Consider the following 17,683-nt stretch of genomic DNA (forward strand, 5'->3'; position numbering starts at 1 on the left):
CGGCTGGAACACCCACGAGGTGAACGGCGAGTGGGTCCCCACCTTCCCCAACGCCCGCTACCTCACCTCCCGCGTCGAGCGGGAGTTCTGGGCCGGCTACGACATGGAGGAGCCGCGCAAGCAGATGTTCCGCGACTCCGTGATCCCCATCGAGGAGGCGGGGCTGCTCGACCTCGTCGACGTCCCCGCCGACGGCGTCGAGGTCGTCCCCGGCCTGCGCCTGATCCCCACCCCCGGGCACACCCCCGGCCACGTCGCCCTCGAGCTGACCAGCCGCGGCCAGACGGCTCTGATCACCGGCGACTGCATCCACCACCCCGTCCAGCTCGCCCACCCCGCCATCGGGGCCTGCGTCGACATCGAGCCCGAGCGGTCCGAGGCCTCGCGCCGCACGCTGCTCCGCTCGCTCGCCGGCACGGACACCCTCGTCCTGGGCACCCACTTCGCGCCGCCCACCGCCGGCCGCGTCGTCACCCATGAGGGCACCTACCGGCTCTCCCCCGTCCCCGCCGACTCGCACTGACCCGGTGCGGCCCAGCCCATGTCCGGCCGGAACTCCGCACAGCCGGCCGTTGCTTGGTTCACCCTCGCCGGATTCTGGAGGCGTATCTGACGTACTCGACTTCGACGGCGTGACCAGCCGCCGTACCACGTCGGACACTTCGCGGCCCAGCAGCAGCGTGGCCACCGAACCCACAGGAGCCGCCTCCCACAACACGAAGCGCTAACCAGCCCGCCGGGCGAGCCGCCTCCCCGGAGGAGCCTTCGCATCGTCAGCATGCGGCTGCGGCGGATCCGCAGGCGGAGCCACGGGGCGTGCGGCCTCCGGCGGGGCCACGTCGTTCTCCTTGTGCCGCAGCCGGTTGTGGAGGGAGTTGAGCACAGTGGCGAGGATCAGGCCACAAGCGAGCTCGAAGACCCGTCCGTACCAGGCGTCGGCCTCCGCACGGTCCGCCAACAGGTGGGCCACGGGATAAGCCAGCAGGCATCCCACCGGAACCAGCCACAGCGGACCGCTCCAGCGTCGTCCGGCGACCGCGACGATTCCCACGGTCAGGACCACGACCGCACTCATCAAAACGGAGTAATTGATCTGCATCGACAACTTTCCTGCCCTTCAACGGGCGATAGGCGGTGCGCCCGCGACGTTTGGAACGAGGGCAAGGCGGGACCGGTTCACCAGCCGCGCTCGTTGCCGAGTGAGAGGTGTACGGGAGGACGGGCGCGTCGACGAAGCCTCCGGTGGCGAGACGGGCGGGCAGCCTCGGGCGCGCCCAGCGGCGGAGCTGACGCTGCCGAACCCCATCTGGTTCTCGTTGGGCCACTTCGGATGAATGGGTTACCTCACGTTTCTCCCATCGAACCGAGACATCCGCCTGCCCCTAGGAACCGACTGTGCGGCGCGGCGTCCGGGTTTTGCGCCCCCGTCGCGTGCGAACCGCTCGGTTGCCGCCGCAACTCCCACACCACCGGCACCGAACACCGCGAAGAGTCCGTCCACGGAGGAGCAGACAAAGATGAAGCACATTGGCAAGAAGATGATGACCACGGGAGCCGCCCTCCTGACAGCTGCCGGGCTTGTCACGGCGGCCGCACCGTCGGCACACGCCGCAGGCAGCTACAACATCATGATCAATACGGCCGCCTCTACGTATTTCATCGCCGACTACTGCCTGCTGACGACCACCAGCGGTAACGCACAGGCCGCGTGCAGTGGCAACATGGGGAAGTCGAGCTCCTTCCGGCTGGGCACGGTCCACAACCCGGGCGACCGGGTGTGGATCGACATCAACATCGTCGCCGGTACGGACCGCAAGGGGATCGACCTGAGGGGAATGCACTACATCAAGGTGAGGGGAGACCTGGGCGCCGTGGAGGTCTGCGGGTGGCCGAGCCTCGCCTCGGTCCCGACCACCAAGGGACTTCCTCTCCACGGCGACACCATCTGCGAATGGTGATCGCCCGCGAACCCTGAGCAGTCACCGTTTCACCGTCAGGGCGCCGGTGGTTATTCCACCGGCACGTCGATGGTGAACAGCTGAGTTCGACGTCGGGGCGGCGAGGACGCGGAGCATGAGCGTCCGCCACGCGCAGGAGATCGGCATGGCCCCTACTGCCCGGGGGTCGGCCGCGGCGTGGTCGCAGGTTGTCGACGATGCGCGCCGACGGAGCACCGACTGACGGCGCGTCAACATTTCATCGCCTGGATACCGGTGCAGTTCGAGCGACTACGGGGATCTTGTCGTTACCTGAGCAGGGCGTCCTTCCAGCTGACAAGAACCTGGCATCGAGAGCTCGCCGGACCGGACCGCGAAGCCCCTGACGCCGGCCAAGGACACCGGTCCCCCGCCACCGGGCCGAGACAAAGGACTGTTCCCGGCCCGGTGTTTCCACGGCGGGCGCCACCGCCGCGATCATGACGATCGCGCGCGGCGACCAGCGAATCAGTCCTCCGCCACGCCCACCCACTCGGTGCCGCCGACCGGGTACTCGTACAGAGGACGGCCCCCACTGCCGCTGGTGCGGAACGGTTTTCCGTGGTCGTCGATCCGGATCGTCCCCTGACGGCCGCCACTGGACCACTGCAGTTCCACGTACCAGCTCACATCGTGGGCACTGGCCTGTGCGGTGATGTACAGCACCTCGGGATCGGACTGGCTGACCTTGTACGGGAAACCACGCTGTCCGGCCTTCGGCACGATGGCGGGGTGACCGGCGTCGAGATCCGTGTCGAACGACCTCGTCTCCACGCCTCCGCCGCAGCCCGACGACCCGAGGTACGCGTTCCAGGCCGGGGGCGCGCTCGAGCTGACCACACGGACGTGCATGGACTCGATGACGACGGTTTCGTCCCCGGCACCCTGGACGGTCAGCGCCACCCGCTGCCTGTCGGCGGCGACGGCGCTGTGCGCCTTCACCCAGCCCGGCACGTCCTGCCCCATCACCGGCGGCGAGACTTCGCCGGGAGGCCGGTTGATCAGGTACTTCCCCTCGCACTGCGGGTCGTCCCAGGCGTAGGTGCGGGTGGTCACCGTCAGCGGCACGCCCGCGCTGCCCTGTGGGCCCGTATCAGTGCTTTGCGCCGACGCCGACGGCTTCGCGCCCGCCGCCTTGGGGCTCGGGGAGCGACTCGGACGCGCGGAGGGGGACGCGGACGCCGAAGGAGGCGTCGTGGAGGAAGCGGAGGGCTGCGGTCCGGAGGACGACACGGCGCCGGCCGGCCTGCCGTTCCCCGCCACCTCCGTCCCCCCGCCCTTCAGGTTGACCGTGATCGCGGTGGACACGGCGACGACGGCGGCGGTGCTCGCCGCGATCAGGGCCCACCGCTTGCGGGCGCTCCGGACGGGCGTCGGCGTGCGGTGGGTGAGGATGTCCGAATCCGGCGACGAGTCGCCAACGGACCCGGGCGGGTCTGCGGGCGCGCTCATGGATGAGGGCGCAGTCGCGGACGCGGTCTGCGGCGCGGGTGCGGGCGGGGTCGGTGAGGCGGGCACGGCGTCCGGTTGATGTTGGTCGGTACGCGCCTGCACGGAACGGGGCTCCGACGCGGCGTCGGACGTGGGCGCTTCGGCCCGGTCCGCGGAGGCCGGTTCCGTATCCGCCGCGGCCCGCCGGGCGCGTTCCCGTGCCGCGTCCGCCAGGGCCCAGCGCCGGTGCAGTTCGACCAGTTCCTCGGGAGTCGCCTTGCACACCCGGGCGAAGCGGGCGACGACAGCGTTGTCGGCCGGCACGCCTTCCCCCTTGCAGTAGCGGTGCAGCGTCGAGGTGCTCATGTGTGCCCGCTTCGCCAGGGCCTCGTAACTCAGCCCGGAACGCTGCTTCAACTCGCGCAGCAACGCCGCGAAATCAGCTGTCTCCTCAGCCGCCCCCACCAGTTCTCCATTCCGTTCAGCATCCCAGGAAGGTCACGTTTCACCAGGTCAGAGCCGGTGCGAGCATCCCATCATTCCGAAATCCCCGATGGAATGGCGGACGGGACGCGGCATGGCACAGGCTTGGGCCATCCAAGCACGCCGCCTCACCGGACACGGTGATCGGCCCCGCTTAATCCCCTTTCACGGCCCGCACTTCCGGCGCGCCCACTCACACCCCCACCCAGCACACCCAAGACAAGACCGACCGACACAGTTCACAAGCGGAAGATCACCTTCCTAATATCCACAGAAAGCAGTCCACTCATGCGTATCGCCACCCGTTTCGCCTCCCGTGCGGCCGCCTCCTCCGTGGTCGTCGCCGCCGCCCTCGCGCTCATCGGCTTCCAGGCCGCCGAGCAGACCGCCTCCGCCGCCACCAAGAAGGCCCCCTCGGTCACCACCTGCACCACGGCGAACACCAAGCTGACCGTCACCGAGGTGTCCCGCCCGATCAACCACTTGCTGCTCAAGGCCACCAACACCGGCACCAAGCCCTGCTACGCCTACAGCGCCCCCTACCTGAAGGCCGGCGCCGACGCCCAGGCCCCGCTGCCGTGGGCGGAGGAGACCACGCCGCACGCCGTGGTGATGCTCAAGCCCGGCCAGTCCGCGTACGCGGGCATCACGACGTACTCCCCCGACGGCGAGGGGGGCGGCAAGGCGAAGACCCTGGGCGTGTTCCTCGCCGACAAGAAGGGCGACGCGACCAACAAGGAGAAGACCCTGAAGCTGCCGAAGGGCGGTGTCTTCTTCAACAGCGCCGCCACCGTCACCTACTGGCAGGACAACCCGAAGGACGCCCTCTCCTGGTAGTCGCCCCGGCGTCCCACGGCACAGCCGCCGTCCGGCCGCACCGAATGTCCCGCCTTCACCGGGGACGCGGTGCCGCCGGCGGCGGTGCCACGGACGCCACGCGGACTCCCCGCCATCTGTTGCCCAAGACGAATTTCGCGTGAGGAAGTGTGACGCCGTGACGCTTGTCGCAGAGGTCCGCCCGGCCGGGGCGCCGACCAGGAACGAGGCGCCGTGCCAGGAATGGAGCGACGCGGACGCCGAGACGTTCATCCGCACCGTGTACCTGCAGCACGGGAAACAGTTGCTCTGGTACGCGGCCCGGCTGCTGGAGGGTGACTGGCACAGGGCGCAGGACGTGCTCCAGGAGGCAGCCATCCGCGCCTGGCGTCACGCCGCGAAGCAGGGAGGCGCGCCCCAGGCGATGCGGCCCTGGCTTTTCACGGTCGTACGAAACCTGGTGATCGACCGGCATCGTGCGCGGATGCTGCGCCCGGTGACACCGGATCCCTTGGAGGACACGGTCGTCGCCGTTGCCGACGAGGTGGACCGGCTGCTGACGACGCAGATGGTGGCGGACGCTCTGGGAGAACTCACCCAGCAGCAGCGGGAGATCCTCCGGCTCATGTACTTCAACGGCAGCAGCGTGGCAGAAGTGTCGGAACTCCTCGGCATTCCGCAGGGCACGGTGAAGTCCCGTACGCACAACGCGCTGCGGGCACTGAAGAGAGTGCTGGCCGCCCGAGGCTTCCACGGCTGACGTCCGCCGTCCGCCCCCGGCCGACGGGGCGGCACCCCGCGACCGGCATCCGCGGCCTTGTGCGCCACACCCATCCAGGCCCTCAAAGAGCCCAGGCAGCGAAATCCGCCTCAGGGACGGTGAGTTACCGTTCCGTGGGATGGTCCGGGTGCACGGAGAACACCGTGTTGCCGGCCACCGCCACGATCGCGTCCTTGACGAGCAGCACGCCGGGCGGCGTGTCCTGCGCCGCGTCCCCCGGGTCGTCCAGGGCGGCGGTGCGCCACAGCTCCGCTCCGGTGGCACCGTCCAGCGCCAGCAGCCGGCCGAAGCGGTTCGCGAAATACAGCCGCCCGCCCCGCTTCGACTCCATCGGAGCGGACAGGTTTTCCGTCTCCGTCGTCGTCTGCCACAGCTCCTCGCCGCTGCCCGCGGACACCGCCGTCACCGCGCCGTTGGTCCGTACGAAGTAGACGACCCCGTTCAGCAGAGTGGCCGCGCCGCGCTGCGGACGTGACAGCGCCGTCCGGCTGAGCCTCCCGCTGTCCGGATCCACCCGCAGCAGCGCGTTGTACGGCCGTTCGTACCCGCCCTCGTAGACGTCCTCGGCGGTCTCCGGGGCGAGGAACAGCGGCTGCCCGCCGACCGCGCCGAGGCTGACCGCCTTCCGGGGCAGCGAGGCCAGCGCGCGTGCGGAGCCGTCGTCGGGATCCAGCCGCAGCAGGGTATAGGGGCCGTCGCCCGGCTCGTAGGGCGTGCACAGCCCGTACGGATCGTCCGCCAGCACCAGCGGATGACACAGCAGTCCTTGCGGGGTCGGCGACTCCCACAGCACGTCACCGTCCGGCCCGTAGGCGACGAGTTCGGTGTCCTGGGCGGACAGCGTCAGCAGCCCGTCGCCGTACAAGGACGCGGGGATGGACAGGCTGACGCTCTGTTCCCACTTGCGTTCCTTGGTGTCGGCGTCCAGCGCCACCACGCGCCTGACCAAATCGTTCGGGGCCTCGTAGATGTGGACGAGCCCGTCCCGTACGCCGATCGGCTGCTTGTTCTGGGGCTCGTTGCCCGCCCGCCACAGGATGCGACCGGTGGCGGCATCGACCTTGGCGACCGTGAAGCCTTCTCCGCCGCAGTACAGGGAGGTGTCGTCCGACACGCACCCGGACTCCTGGTGACCACTCGGCGTCTGCAAGTCATCCTGCCCCAGGACCGTCTGCCACGGGCGCCAGCCGTCGGGCAGCGACACCGGGCCCAGGCGGGCTGTCCCCGAGGGGGTCGGGGAGCCGCCCGTCGGTACGAGCAGCCCGGTTGTGACGATCACGCCGGTGACGGCCAGGGCCGCGCCCAGGACCGTGAGGATCAGCCGCGCTCGCCGACGGCCGGTGCGGGGCGTTGGGCCGGCCCCGCCGCCATTCCTGTTCGCGCCGGGGTCCTGGACTTCTCCGGAGGAGACGACGGGTGCTCCGGCTTGCCCGGCGTCCGTTGTGAGGGAATCCGGCAGCGTCTGCAGCATGCGGTGCAGTTCGGCGATGTCCGGCCGTGCCGCAGGGGTCTTGTCCAGGCAGCGCTCGGCGATGCCGCGGAGCGGTTCGGGGACCTGGTCCAGCCTCGGAGGCTCATACATCACCTGGTAGCCGGTCATGTACGGGGTGTCCGCGTCGAACGGCCCCGCGCCGGTGACCGCGTACACCAGCAGCGACCCGAGCGAGAAGACATCGGTGGCCGTGGTGACCTCCCGAGGGGAACGCAGCTGCTCCGGCGACATGAAGGGCGGGGTGCCCATCACCTGCCCGGTCATGGTCAGCGCCTGGTTGTCGGCGGCGCGTGAGATGCCGAAGTCGATGACGCGCGGCCCGTCCTCGGCCATCAGGACATTGGCCGGCTTCAGGTCGCGGTGCACCACCCCGGCCTGATGGATGTCACGCAGCGCCTCGGCCAGCCCCAGCCCCAGCGTTCGCACCTCTTTGCCGTTCAGGGGGCCTTTCTTCTCCACGACTTCGGCCAGTGTCGGCCCCGGTACGTAGAGAGTGGCCATCCACGGCCGCTCGGCGTCGGGGTCGGCGTCCACCACCGGTGCGGTGAACGCTCCGCTGACCCTGCGCGCCGCGGCGACCTCCTGTCGGAAGCGCGCACGGAACCCCTCGTCCTCGGCGAGTTGCGTGTGCACGATCTTGACCGCGACCTGCCGCCCGGAGGCCGCCAGCCCCAGAAAGACGACTCCCATGCCACCGGAACCGAGCCGGTTCACCAGGACGTAGCCGCCTATGGACTCCGGGTCGCCGGTTGTCAGCGGCATCGCGGATGCCCTCCTGTTCTTCCCTGACGGTTGCGCGGCGATCAGAGGACTCGCTGATCACGTGCGGGAGCCTAGTCGGGGACTCCGGGCTCGCTCATGCCGCCTGTGAGCTGCGGCGGAGCCCCGGAACACGGTCAGGGTGCTCCGCTCATACACTCCGCCTCATCACAGCCGAGGCAGGTGCGCCAGGATGACCGCCGTGATCTCCCCGAACTGCGAGCCGGGCAGGAAGAGTTCGTACGACAGCAGCAGACAGACGGCGACGTTGACGGTCTTGTGCGACAGGACTACCGCGGCGAACTCCCTGATGATCGCGCTCGGCCGGAAGTAGGAGGCGGTGGGGGAGCCGAGCACCTGGCCCCTGATGCCCGTGGCCCGGGCGATGAGGGCGGCCCGGAACGCGTGGAAGTCGTTGGTCACGACCAGGCATCGGTAGTCCGTTCCCTTCCGCTGCATGATGGCCTTGCTGAAGCGGAGGTTCTCGTCGGTGGTGCGGGATTCCGCCTCCCGTTCGATGCTTCCGGCAGGCACTCCGCGGTCGATCAGGTACTGCGCCATCGCGTGCGCCTCGGGGAGGCTTTCGTCCGGGCCCTGTCCTCCGGACGTGATCAGCACCGGCGCGTTGCCGCGCGCGACCTGCTCCTCGTAGACGTCGCGGGCCTTCTCCAGCCGGCTGGCGAGAAGCGGCGGCACTCGGTTTCCTCCGACGAGACCGGACCCGAGCACGACGATGTAGTCGAGGTCGGCCCGGACCCTCAGCCGGTTGTAGAGGAAGCCGTAGGCGACGAAGCAGACGAACAGGAAGGCGGAGTAGACGCTCACCACCATGGGGATGGCGAGGATGGCGAAGAAGAGGATCCGGAGCGCATTCGAGTCGATCACCCTGTCCGGGAACAGCGATACGGCCGCGGCTGCCGGCGGCGCCGACAGGATGCTGATGCCCGCCAGCAGCGAGAGCAGATGGGCCAGACGCCTGCCCTCCTTCCGGATCATCTGCACCCCGTTGAGGATCAGGTACACGGCGAGCGTCAGGACTGCGGGGATGAGCATCAGGGAGAAGACCGCGTCCATGCTCAGGAAGCCCAGGGATGTCTTGCGGAGCGCGGAGGTCAGAGAAAGGCCCAGCAGCACGACGAACAGGCCGAGGAACACGGCATTGATGAACCGCCGCGGATCGGTCGCCACACCGATGCCGAAGAGCAGCAGCGCGGTGGCCGTCAGTATGGAGAGCAGCACCTTCAGGATCCTTGGGTGAGTTCGACCTGGTATTTACGGCAGAGGACGCTCGTGGGGCGATGCGCCGGCCGTCGATCACCACAACGGGAAAGGTGCACGGAGGGTTCGACCGTTCCTCGGTGAATAACGGCAAGGCACCGCCTGTCCTCGGACGGGACGGGCCGACCGAGGACAGGCGGTGGTGTGGTGCGGTATGCGCCTCTGTGCGGGTTACTTGATGGTGCGGTACGCGCGGTGGATCGTCTGCTTCACCGTGTTGCCGTCCGCGTCGGTGAGCGCGACGCGCAGGGAGACGGTGCCGGGGCGGGCGGGGTGGCGCAGTTCGAGTCGCTTGTGGTCGACCGCCTTGACCGCCTTCCAGGTCCTGCCGTCGTCGTAGGACACGGCGAAGTCGAGCCGGCTGGCGGTACGGGCGGTGGCTGCGCCCTCGACCGTGAACGGGACGGTGAGAGTCCTGCCCGCCTTGGCCGTACTGGCCGCCCCCAGCTCGGGCGTGAAGCGCACCACCGACAGCGGCAGCCGCTTCGCGGTGTCACCGGCCACGTGCGCGGAGCGGAAGGTCCACTCGGCGGTGACCCGGGTGCTGGCCGCGGAGACCGACGCGGCGCGGGAGACATCGGTGGTGAGCCGGTAGGTCCGCTCCCCGGTGGGAAGGGTGTGCACATCGCCGTTCAGGGGCGTGTCCGTGGTGAACACCGGCCTGCCGCCGGCGTACAGGGCGCTCTTGGCCTTGGTGTACTCGGATTCGCCCAGATGGCCCCCGCCGTCGGAGAACAGCGGCACATAGGCGGCGAACTTGTCGCCGACACGGACCGCGCCCGTCGCGTCCTCGCCGGAGCGGACCAGGTGCGGGCCGAAGACGCCGATGTTGAACCGCTCGGTGTACTGCTTGCCCGCGGTGTAGGCCCTGGGTCGTCCGGTCCAGTAGATGCTCTCCAGCACCGGTTCGCCATCCGCCCCCGGGGCACCGCTCTGGCTGACCGCGTACCGCCACTTCACGTCCGGCAGGACGTAGTCGGTGCTCGTCAGCGGCAGCGCGCCGGTGGTCGGGTAGAAGTCGAACCAGCTGCCGCCGGGCGTCTGGGGTGCGGCGATGACGCCCGCGGTCTTGCCCTTGGCGGGCTCGCCGATGATGACCTTGAGCTTCGCGAACTGCTCGCGCCGCAGGTTCGCGGTGAAGCCCGACAGATCGCCGGTACGGTTCCAGGCCGGGCGGTAGTTCACCGAACCACGGGTCCACGTCCCGTGGTACTGCGCGTGGGCCTCGACCGCGGGCAGCTGGGCCCCGAGCTGCCCGACGCGCAGGTTGCGGAAGCTGCCCACGTCATAAGTGGACACATAGCGCGACCCGTTGATGTCGATACCGAAGTTGAGCATGGCGTCGGTGTGCTTCGCCGCCCTGTCGGGCACGGTGATCCGGACGGGCTCGGCCTTGCGGGCGTCCATGACCAGGGTGGTGTCCCGGGTCAGTGCGAACTTCGGGTTCAGCAGGAGGGCCAGCTTCCCGTCGTCGGGCTGGGCACCGGTGGATATGCGGCCCTCCAGGGTGTAGCGCCCCTTCGGCAGCCGCACCGTGAACTCTCCGTCCCTGTCGTCGGAGTAGTCCTCCCAGACCTCGTTGTCCAGACCGTAGACGCCGGTCTGCGAGTCGCCGGTGGGCTTGCCCTGCAGGTCGAGGTGCTTGACCGTCAGGTTGTACGACTCGACCTCGCGGTCCACACCGAGGGCGGTCCGTACGGTGGTGCCTCCGGCCGTCGCCATCACGGAACCGCCGAACGCGCCGTCGGCTGTGCCCGCGCGGGGGTCGGCGGTCACGGTGGCGGTCGCGGTGCCGCCCACCGGGACGGTGAGCTGCTTCGGTGAGACCTCGAACATGCCCTCGGCGGCGGGCTTTCCGTCCGCGCCGAAGGCCTCCGTGGCCAGGTCCAGGGTGACCGGACGGTCGCCCGCGTTGCGGTAGGTGATCTGCTTGGTGACCGGCCGGTCGTCGGTGTGCGGCCATCGAGCAGTGCCGAAGCTCAGCGACGTGGGGCTGCTCGTGACCTGCTGACCGATGGCTCGCGCGATGTCCGTACGGCCCGTGCCCTGCGCGAACGCGGAGAGGCCGGCGGTCGGTTCGGCGGAAGCGGTGAGGGCGGCCTTGATCTGCTCACCGGTCCAGTCCGGGTGCCGCTGCGCGAGGACGGCGGCGGCGCCCGCCACATGCGGGGTGGCCATCGACGTACCGCTCATCGACACATAGCCGTCGGCGGCCGGGTCGCCGCCCTCGCCCTTGGCCGCCTTCGCGGCGACGATGTCCACGCCGGGCGCGGTGAGGTCCGGCTTGAGGGAACCGTCGGCGGCGGGCCCGCGGCTGGAGAAGTCCGCGATGGCGTCCGCCCGGTCCACGGCACCCACGGTGAGTGCCGCGGCAGCGCTGCCCGGCGAGCTCAACGTGCCGTTCTTCGGTCCTTCGTTGCCCGCCGCGACGACGAAGAGAGCGCCGGAGGAGGCCGACAGCTCGTTCACGGCCTGTTCGATCGGGTCGATCCCCGGGGTGTCCGTGGCGCCCAGGCTCAGGTTGACCACCTTCGCACCCTCGGCGACGGCCCACTGCATACCGGCGATGACGTCGGAGGCGTTGCCCCCGCCGCTGTCGTCGAGCACCTTTCCGTTGAGGATCCGGGCGCCGGGCGCGACGCCCTTGTACTTCCCGCCCGACCGGGCCCCGGAGCCCGCGACGGTCGAGGCCACATGTGTGCCGTGGCCCGCGCGGTCCACGGTGTCCGGGGACTCGGAGAAGTTCTTCTCGGCCTCGATACGGTCCTTCAGGTCCGGATGCGTGGCGTCCACCCCGGTGTCCAGCACCGCGACGGCGACGCCCTTGCCGTCATAGCCGGACTTCCAGGCCTCGGGGGCGCCGACCTGCGCCGTGCTCTTGTCCAGGCTCGCCCTGACCTTGCCGTCGAGCCAGATCCTGTCGACCTTCGCCGAGATGGCGTCAGCCGCCGTGCGGGATCCCGCGCCGCTGCCCGTGAGGGTCTGCCAGAGCGCCGCTCCCTCGGACTTGCGGAACCGCAGGGCGTCGCCGTTGATGCTGGACAGGTCCCGGCCGACCCGGGCACCGGAGGCGGTCAGCGAACGCTCCGCGACGGAGCGGCCCTTGTCATAGGTGACGATCAGAGGCAGCTCGGGCCGCGACGCGTCGTCGTACCCCTGGCTCACCAGCCGCGACACGTCGAACAGCCGCCGGTCGGCCGTGCCGCCCGCGATCAGTCCCTCGGCGTCACGCGGTACGACGTAGGTGTGGCCGTCGGCCTGCGATATACGGAAGGCCGTCCCTTCCCGGCCCTTGGCGGCCACCACGCCAGTGACCTTTCCGGCGGCGTCCAGGGTCACTTTGTCGCCGGTGATGAGAGTGACGGTCTTCCTGGCGCCGTCCGACCCGGCAGCTAACTCGGACCCGCCGCCGGCGGGCGCGGCCTGGGCCCCGTCGGCCGGATCGCTGAGCACCACAGTGGAGAGGGCGGCGACGCTCAGCGCGGCGATCGCGGCCATTCGTCTTTTGTGCAGGCGCAGGCGCGCCTGCGGGAGGTCGTTCAAGGGCATGCCTTTCTTTCCGGGCACGGCGAAGCAGCCTGTGCCGGTGAAAATGGGGGTGGGGGTGGAAAAGGGCGAGCGGGTGCGGCCGTCACACGAGCCGCTTGCGGCCCCAGAAGAAGACGAACGCCGTGATGGCGCCGGTCAGCGCCAGCAGGATCGCGGCCCCGAGCCACTGCATGGCGGGCATCTGCGAGATGGGCAGGTAGTCGACCGACCAGCCGACGACATCGGCCTTGCGCATGCAGACGTCCATCGCCTGCTCGGTCTCCTCGGTCTGGCAGGTGCTCCAGCCCAGCAGACGCCCCGAGCCGGTGTAATACGAGTGGTCCAGCACGTACGCACCGTCCGGGACCGACGCGAGGGCGTCCTTGTCGACGCCGGGAGTGCGGACGGTCACCACGTCGCCGAGGGCCAGCCGGACGTATTCCCAGACGCCCTGCACGGCGATGACGAACCCGAAGGTGACCACCATCGAGATGAGCGTGCGGCGCAGCAGCACGCCGATGGCCATGCCCCCGGCAACGGTGAACAGCGTGAGTGCCACTGGTACCGGCCCAGTGACGTCGAAGGCGGTGCCGGAGGTCCACGTGATGGCGAATGCGGTCTCCGTGCGGACCGGTCCCCACCACCAGGCGAACGCGATCGAGAGCACAGTCGTGCAGATGACCAGCACCAGCGCCGTCATGCCGAGTTTGGTCGCCAGCCAGCGGGTGCGGCCTGCCGACTGGGAGGCGATGAGTTTCGCGGTGCCCTGCTCGATGTCCTGGGCGAACAGCGGGGCGCCGATGAACACGCCGAGCAGCACGGGAATGACACGCAGGGCCCCTCCGGTGGCGTCCAGCCACTGTCCGCCCTGCTGCTGGAAGTCGTTGCGCCACTCGTCGGACAGCGAGTGCGGCCAGCCGTAACCGCTGAGGTAGTCCGTCATCTGGCCGCGCTGGTAGCCGATCCATACCAGCGCGGCCGCGGTGATGGCGAGCATGGTCAGGAACGCGGCCCGGTGCTGGCGCCACACCAGCCAGGGCATGCCGCTCAGCAATGAGCGAGGCGCAGTACCGGACGGGGCGGTGCGATTCGGGGTGCTGGTCACCGTGGTCATGCCGCCACCGCCTCTCCGTCGGTCCGGTCGTCGAGCCGGGCGCTGGAAGTGATCAACGGCGGTGTCTGGTGAGAGCGCAGGTAGGCGAGCAGGAGTTCCTCCATGCTCACGGGGCCGGCCTGCCATGCGCCCTCGATCGGCCCGTTGGGCCGTACCAGGGCGGAGACCTGGCGCCCGACGGCGCGTGACTCGACGACGGTATGGCGGCCCAGGTCGACCGGCCCGCTGTCGCTGCCCCGTACCCCGGTGAGCAGGACGTGCGCCTCCAGCAAATCGTCCGTCTCGCCGGCCAGACGCAGGCTGCCGCCGGAGACGACGAGGAGGTAGTCGCAGACGTTCTCCAGCTCGGAGAGCATGTGGGAGGACATCACGACCGTGGTGCCGCGCTCGGCGGCTTCCGCCATCAGGGTGCCCATCATTTCGTGGCGCACCAGCGGGTCCAGGTCCGACATCGGCTCGTCCAGCAGCAGCAGGTCTGGGCGCTTGCCGAAGGCGAGCGCGAACGCGACCCGGGTGCGCTGCCCGCCGGAGAGGGTGCCGATCCGCGCCTCGAAGGGCACGTTCCCCGCGCGGACGATGTCCTCCGCGGCCTGCTGGTCCCAGCCGGGGTTCAGCTCCCGGCCCAGCCGCAAGGTCTCCTCCACCGTGAAGCGGCGGAAGAGAGGCTTCTCCTGGGCGAGGAAAGCTGTACGCAGTCCGGCCTCCCTCGACTGCGGAGCCGCGCCGAACACCTGCAGCGTGCCGGTGGTCGGTTCCAGCAGGTTGGCCGCGACCCCCAACAACGTTGTCTTGCCTGCTCCGTTGGGGCCGACCAGCCCGCATATGCGGCCGGCCGGCAGTCGGAAGGAACAGTCACGCAGCGCCCACCCCCTCCGGTATTTCATGCCCAGGCCGCGCACTTCCAGCGCGTACTCGCCCAAAGGTCTCGTGATACCGGTTCCGTCACTCATCCGTGCTCCTCAACGGTTCATTCCCACGTCAGCTGTCGTGGCCGCCGCGCTCGGCGCGGTACTTCTCCTCCAGGGCCGACGTGAACAGCGCGATCACGTCCTCCCGCTCCAAGCCCCCCTCGCGTGCCCGGTCCATCCATGTCTCCAGTTCGCCACGCAGCGGCGATTCCGCGGCGGTCTGTGGGCGGGCCAGCGACCGGCGTACGAAGGTGCCCGATCCGGGGCGCGCTTCGACCAAGCCCTCCCGTTCCAGCTCGCGGTACGCCTTGAGCACGGTGTTCGGGTTGATCAAGCAGGTCTTCGACACTTCCTTCGCAGTCGGCAGCTGGTCCCCGGGGAGCAGGGCGCCCAGCCGAAGCGCCTGCTTGGTCTGCTGAACGATCTGCTGGTAGGCGGCGACGCCGCTCCTTCTGTCGATACGGAACTGCATCGCCACCACCAAATAGCTAGTTGATTAGTGATTTGAGGATGACACGGCATCTCTGTGTGCGTCAAAGAGACACGCTGCGAGATGAGCGCGGGCGGAACCACCGCAGCGCTGTGACCACGGTGAGCCTCAACCGGCATGCCGGGGCGGAACTTGGGGCGCTGACGTCCCAGTACAGACAGTCGATGCGGCCGGCAGTGCCGAGTGCTGGCGCTGCTACTTCCGCGGGCTCCCGCCGTATCCGCGGCATCGCGGCGCAAACGATCCTGCTCGCCTTCCAGCCGGCCCACGCGAACCGCCGGAAGATCAAGAAATGGCTGAACACACTGTCGTTCGGCGGCGAGCGTCCCCGCCGACGCACCCACCACCACCGTCCGAAAAGAGAGCCGAGGAGCTGGACCCCGACCGGCCATCTGGCGCCAGCGGCATAGATCAATCCGGCCCCGGCGCTGCAGCACAACGGAGACAGGCCCCCACTCGTGAGATAGCTCACGCGTCGGGCCTGTGGTGTGACCTGACCAGGCTGTGTGATGCCTCACAGCGATCATGGAAACGAGAAACGGGCCCCTGCGGTGACTTTCGTCACTGCAGAGACCCGTTCATCGGTCTGGTGCGCGAGGGGGGAGTTGAACCCCCACGCCCTTGCGGGCACTGGAACCTGAATCCAGCGCGTCTGCCTATTCCGCCACCCGCGCATTGGGTGTGTCCTCGGGCTGCTTTCCCTTGGGTTCGGCGCCCTCCGACACCCAGAACATTAGCACGCTGGACGGGGTGGGTTCACATCCCTTTGTTCGGGGCAGGGGCAGCCCCCGTCAGTCCCCAGGGGCCCCGGTCAGCATCGACGGCCCTCCGTCCGTATCAACCTCGTACCGGTCCGGCCCGTCTGCCCACGAGGAGGGCGGAGTCCACAGTCTGGTGCGGGACACTTGTTTGCGGCCCCCTCTACGATCCATGGAGTTCGAAGGGGAGCGCCGAAGGGAACTTCGTCAGGCGTCGACACCCGTCGACCGGGCTGACAGGGGGAACCACCCGATTCACCGGCGCGTGGATACGATCAGTAAGCAGTACCGGATAAGCAGTACGGACGGCAGTACCGCCGATACGAGCACGACCGGCAGTACCTGCAGTACACAGGACGGCAACAACGGAGGAGGTGCCCCATGGGAGTCCTGAAGAAGTTCGAGCAGCGTCTCGAAGGTCTGGTCAACGGCACCTTCGCCAAGGTGTTCAAGTCCGAGGTCCAGCCCGTGGAGATCGCCGGTGCGCTCCAGCGCGAGTGCGACAACAACGCGACCATCTGGAACCGCGACCGGACGGTCGTCCCCAACGACTTCATCGTGGAGCTGAGCGCCCCCGACTTCGAGCGCCTCAGCCCGTACTCCGGCCAACTCGGCGACGAACTCGCCGGCATGGTCCGCGACTACGCCAAGCAGCAGCGCTACACCTTCATGGGACCGATCAAGGTCCACCTGGAGAAGGCGGACGACCTCGACACCGGCCTGTACCGGGTGCGCAGCCGAACGCTCGCCTCCTCCAGCAGCCAGGAGGCCCCGAACCGCGCCCCCGCCGCCGGTGGCGCGCGCCCCGGCGGCTACGGCTACCCGCAGCCGGGCAGCCCCGCGCAGCCCGCCGGCGCTCCCCCCATGCCCGCCGCGCCACCGCCCGGCGCCCGCCCCGGCGGCTACGGTTACCCGCAGCCGACCCAGCCCGCCGCACAGCGCCCCGGCGCCGCGCCGGGCGCGCGCACCAGGTACTGGATCGAGATCAACGGCACCCGCCATCAGATCTCCCGCCCGACCCTGGTGATGGGCCGCAGCACCGAAGCCGACGTGCGGATCGACGACCCCGGCGTATCGCGTCGGCACTGTGAGATCCGGACCGGAACGCCCTCGACGATCCAGGATCTCGGGTCCACCAACGGCATCGTGGTGGACGGGCAGCACACCACCCGCGCTACGCTCCGCGACGGCTCGCGGATCGTCGTGGGCAGCACCACCGTTATCTATAGGCAAGCCGAAGGGTGATCCGGGGGCAATGTCAGAGCTGACCCTCACGGTCATGCGGCTGGGTTTCCTGGCCGTACTGTGGCTGTTCGTGATCATGGCCGTGCAGGTCATCCGCAGCGACCTGTTCGGGACGCGGGTCACCCAGCGCGGGTCCCGCCGGGAGGCCGGCCGGCCACAGCCGGCCGGCCGCCAGGCACCCCCGCAACAGCGCCAGCAGCCCGCCCAGGGCCGCCAGCGTCGTAACGCCCCGACGAAACTGGTCGTGACCGAAGGCACACTCACCGGCACGACCGTCGCGCTCCAGGGACAGACCATCACCCTGGGCCGGGCACACGACAGCACGATCGTGCTGGACGACGACTACGCCTCCAGCCGGCATGCCAGGATCTACCCGGACCGGGACGGCCAGTGGATCGTGGAGGACCTCGGGTCCACCAACGGCACGTATCTCGACCGGAGCCGCCTCACGACCCCCACGCCGATCGCGCTGGGCGCACCGATCCGCATCGGCAAGACCGTCATCGAGCTGCGGAAGTAGTACGACAATGAGCGAGCGGAGCGAGCACGCAGCGGCGGTCCACACCCGGGGCCCCGGCGCGCTCCCGACCGGAGGGTGGGCAGTGTGGCTCGACACGATCGGCT

At 69.5% G+C, this 17,683-nt stretch carries 14 protein-coding genes and 1 tRNA gene; 6 read left to right on the plus strand and 9 right to left on the minus strand.

Annotation, left to right across the window (positions count from 1 at the left end):
- Nucleotides 1–523 (plus strand): MBL fold metallo-hydrolase (locus ACFVJQ_RS11285; protein WP_385782848.1); only part of this gene is annotated, 523 nt, incomplete at its 5' end.
- 201 nt (nucleotides 524–724) lie between these two features.
- Here ACFVJQ_RS11285 and ACFVJQ_RS11290 read toward each other — a convergent pair.
- Nucleotides 725–1,099: a hypothetical protein gene (locus tag ACFVJQ_RS11290; RefSeq protein WP_385510404.1), complete on the minus strand. Its 375-nt coding sequence runs from the start codon at nucleotides 1,097–1,099 to the stop codon at nucleotides 725–727.
- Between the two features lie 418 nt (nucleotides 1,100–1,517).
- Between ACFVJQ_RS11290 and ACFVJQ_RS11295 the strand changes: the two genes are divergently transcribed.
- Nucleotides 1,518–1,958, plus strand: coding sequence for a hypothetical protein (locus tag ACFVJQ_RS11295; protein ID WP_385510405.1), 441 nt, complete (start codon nucleotides 1,518–1,520; stop codon nucleotides 1,956–1,958).
- A 486-nt stretch (nucleotides 1,959–2,444) separates the two neighbouring features.
- On the opposite strand, the gene ACFVJQ_RS11300 is transcribed toward ACFVJQ_RS11295, so the two are convergent.
- Nucleotides 2,445–3,872 carry a helix-turn-helix domain-containing protein gene (locus tag ACFVJQ_RS11300; RefSeq protein WP_385510406.1) on the minus strand — a complete coding sequence of 476 codons (1,428 nt, stop codon included), beginning with the start codon at nucleotides 3,870–3,872 and terminating at the stop codon, nucleotides 2,445–2,447.
- Nucleotides 3,873–4,178: 306 nt separating this feature from the next.
- Between ACFVJQ_RS11300 and ACFVJQ_RS11305 the strand changes: the two genes are divergently transcribed.
- Together ACFVJQ_RS11305 and ACFVJQ_RS11310 are read left to right on the plus strand one after the other, a co-directional pair.
- On the plus strand, nucleotides 4,179–4,727 hold the full coding sequence (locus tag ACFVJQ_RS11305; protein WP_385510407.1) for a DUF4232 domain-containing protein: 549 nt from the start codon (nucleotides 4,179–4,181) through the stop codon (nucleotides 4,725–4,727).
- 157 nt (nucleotides 4,728–4,884) lie between these two features.
- Entirely contained in the window at nucleotides 4,885–5,466 is a 582-nt protein-coding gene (locus ACFVJQ_RS11310; RefSeq protein ID WP_385782853.1) for a sigma-70 family RNA polymerase sigma factor, read from the plus strand.
- A gap of 124 nt (nucleotides 5,467–5,590) precedes the next feature.
- Here ACFVJQ_RS11310 and ACFVJQ_RS11315 read toward each other — a convergent pair whose 3' ends face one another.
- From ACFVJQ_RS11315 to ACFVJQ_RS11345, 7 genes are all read right to left on the minus strand, one after another.
- A complete protein-coding gene (locus ACFVJQ_RS11315) occupies nucleotides 5,591–7,741 on the minus strand; it encodes a PQQ-binding-like beta-propeller repeat protein (RefSeq protein ID WP_385782856.1) in 2,151 nt (716 codons plus the stop codon).
- A 165-nt stretch (nucleotides 7,742–7,906) separates the two neighbouring features.
- A complete protein-coding gene (locus ACFVJQ_RS11320) occupies nucleotides 7,907–8,977 on the minus strand; it encodes a YdcF family protein (protein ID WP_385782859.1) in 1,071 nt (356 codons plus the stop codon).
- Nucleotides 8,978–9,187: 210 nt separating this feature from the next.
- Nucleotides 9,188–12,565 carry a S8 family serine peptidase gene (locus tag ACFVJQ_RS11325; protein ID WP_385782861.1) on the minus strand — a complete coding sequence of 1,126 codons (3,378 nt, stop codon included), beginning with the start codon at nucleotides 12,563–12,565 and terminating at the stop codon, nucleotides 9,188–9,190.
- 82 nt (nucleotides 12,566–12,647) lie between these two features.
- On the minus strand, nucleotides 12,648–13,658 hold the full coding sequence (locus tag ACFVJQ_RS11330) for an ABC transporter (RefSeq protein ID WP_385782864.1): 1,011 nt from the start codon (nucleotides 13,656–13,658) through the stop codon (nucleotides 12,648–12,650).
- Nucleotides 13,655–14,608: an ABC transporter ATP-binding protein gene (locus tag ACFVJQ_RS11335; RefSeq protein WP_385782867.1), complete on the minus strand. Its 954-nt coding sequence runs from the start codon at nucleotides 14,606–14,608 to the stop codon at nucleotides 13,655–13,657. Before ACFVJQ_RS11335 ends, ACFVJQ_RS11330 begins: the two co-directional genes overlap by 4 nt.
- Nucleotides 14,609–14,636: 28 nt before the next feature.
- Nucleotides 14,637–15,038 (minus strand): GntR family transcriptional regulator, encoded by a 402-nt coding sequence (locus ACFVJQ_RS11340; RefSeq protein ID WP_385510416.1) that lies wholly within the window; start codon nucleotides 15,036–15,038, stop codon nucleotides 14,637–14,639.
- Nucleotides 15,039–15,643: 605 nt separating this feature from the next.
- Nucleotides 15,644–15,730: transfer RNA gene (locus tag ACFVJQ_RS11345), tRNA-Leu, on the minus strand.
- Between the two features lie 465 nt (nucleotides 15,731–16,195).
- Between ACFVJQ_RS11345 and ACFVJQ_RS11350 the strand changes: the two genes are divergently transcribed.
- Together ACFVJQ_RS11350 and ACFVJQ_RS11355 are read left to right on the plus strand one after the other, a co-directional pair.
- Nucleotides 16,196–17,059, plus strand: a complete 864-nt coding sequence (locus ACFVJQ_RS11350) for an FhaA domain-containing protein (RefSeq protein WP_385510417.1) — start codon at nucleotides 16,196–16,198, stop codon at nucleotides 17,057–17,059.
- Nucleotides 17,060–17,069: 10 nt separating this feature from the next.
- Complete coding sequence (locus ACFVJQ_RS11355; protein ID WP_224738523.1) at nucleotides 17,070–17,579, plus strand: FHA domain-containing protein; 510 nt, start codon at nucleotides 17,070–17,072, stop codon at nucleotides 17,577–17,579.
- The last annotated feature ends 104 nt before the right edge of the window (nucleotides 17,580–17,683 follow it).

Source organism: Streptomyces sp. NPDC127197, assembly GCF_042672405.1.
In the GTDB taxonomy this organism is placed as follows: Bacteria; Actinomycetota; Actinomycetes; order Streptomycetales; family Streptomycetaceae; genus Streptomyces; species Streptomyces flavusporus.

Coding starts and splice junctions, on each gene's coding strand:
- ACFVJQ_RS11290 (WP_385510404.1), bottom strand. CDS start 1,099: ATGCAGATCAATTACTCCGTTTTGATGAGTGCGGTCGTGGTCCTGACC.
- ACFVJQ_RS11295 (WP_385510405.1), top strand. CDS start 1,518: ATGAAGCACATTGGCAAGAAGATGATGACCACGGGAGCCGCCCTCCTG.
- ACFVJQ_RS11305 (WP_385510407.1), top strand. CDS start 4,179: ATGCGTATCGCCACCCGTTTCGCCTCCCGTGCGGCCGCCTCCTCCGTG.
- ACFVJQ_RS11315 (WP_385782856.1), bottom strand. CDS start 7,741: ATGCCGCTGACAACCGGCGACCCGGAGTCCATAGGCGGCTACGTCCTG.
- ACFVJQ_RS11325 (WP_385782861.1), bottom strand. CDS start 12,565: ATGCCCTTGAACGACCTCCCGCAGGCGCGCCTGCGCCTGCACAAAAGA.
- ACFVJQ_RS11330 (WP_385782864.1), bottom strand. CDS start 13,658: ATGACCACGGTGACCAGCACCCCGAATCGCACCGCCCCGTCCGGTACT.
- ACFVJQ_RS11335 (WP_385782867.1), bottom strand. CDS start 14,608: ATGAGTGACGGAACCGGTATCACGAGACCTTTGGGCGAGTACGCGCTG.
- ACFVJQ_RS11340 (WP_385510416.1), bottom strand. CDS start 15,038: ATGCAGTTCCGTATCGACAGAAGGAGCGGCGTCGCCGCCTACCAGCAG.
- ACFVJQ_RS11350 (WP_385510417.1), top strand. CDS start 16,196: ATGGGAGTCCTGAAGAAGTTCGAGCAGCGTCTCGAAGGTCTGGTCAAC.
- ACFVJQ_RS11355 (WP_224738523.1), top strand. CDS start 17,070: ATGTCAGAGCTGACCCTCACGGTCATGCGGCTGGGTTTCCTGGCCGTA.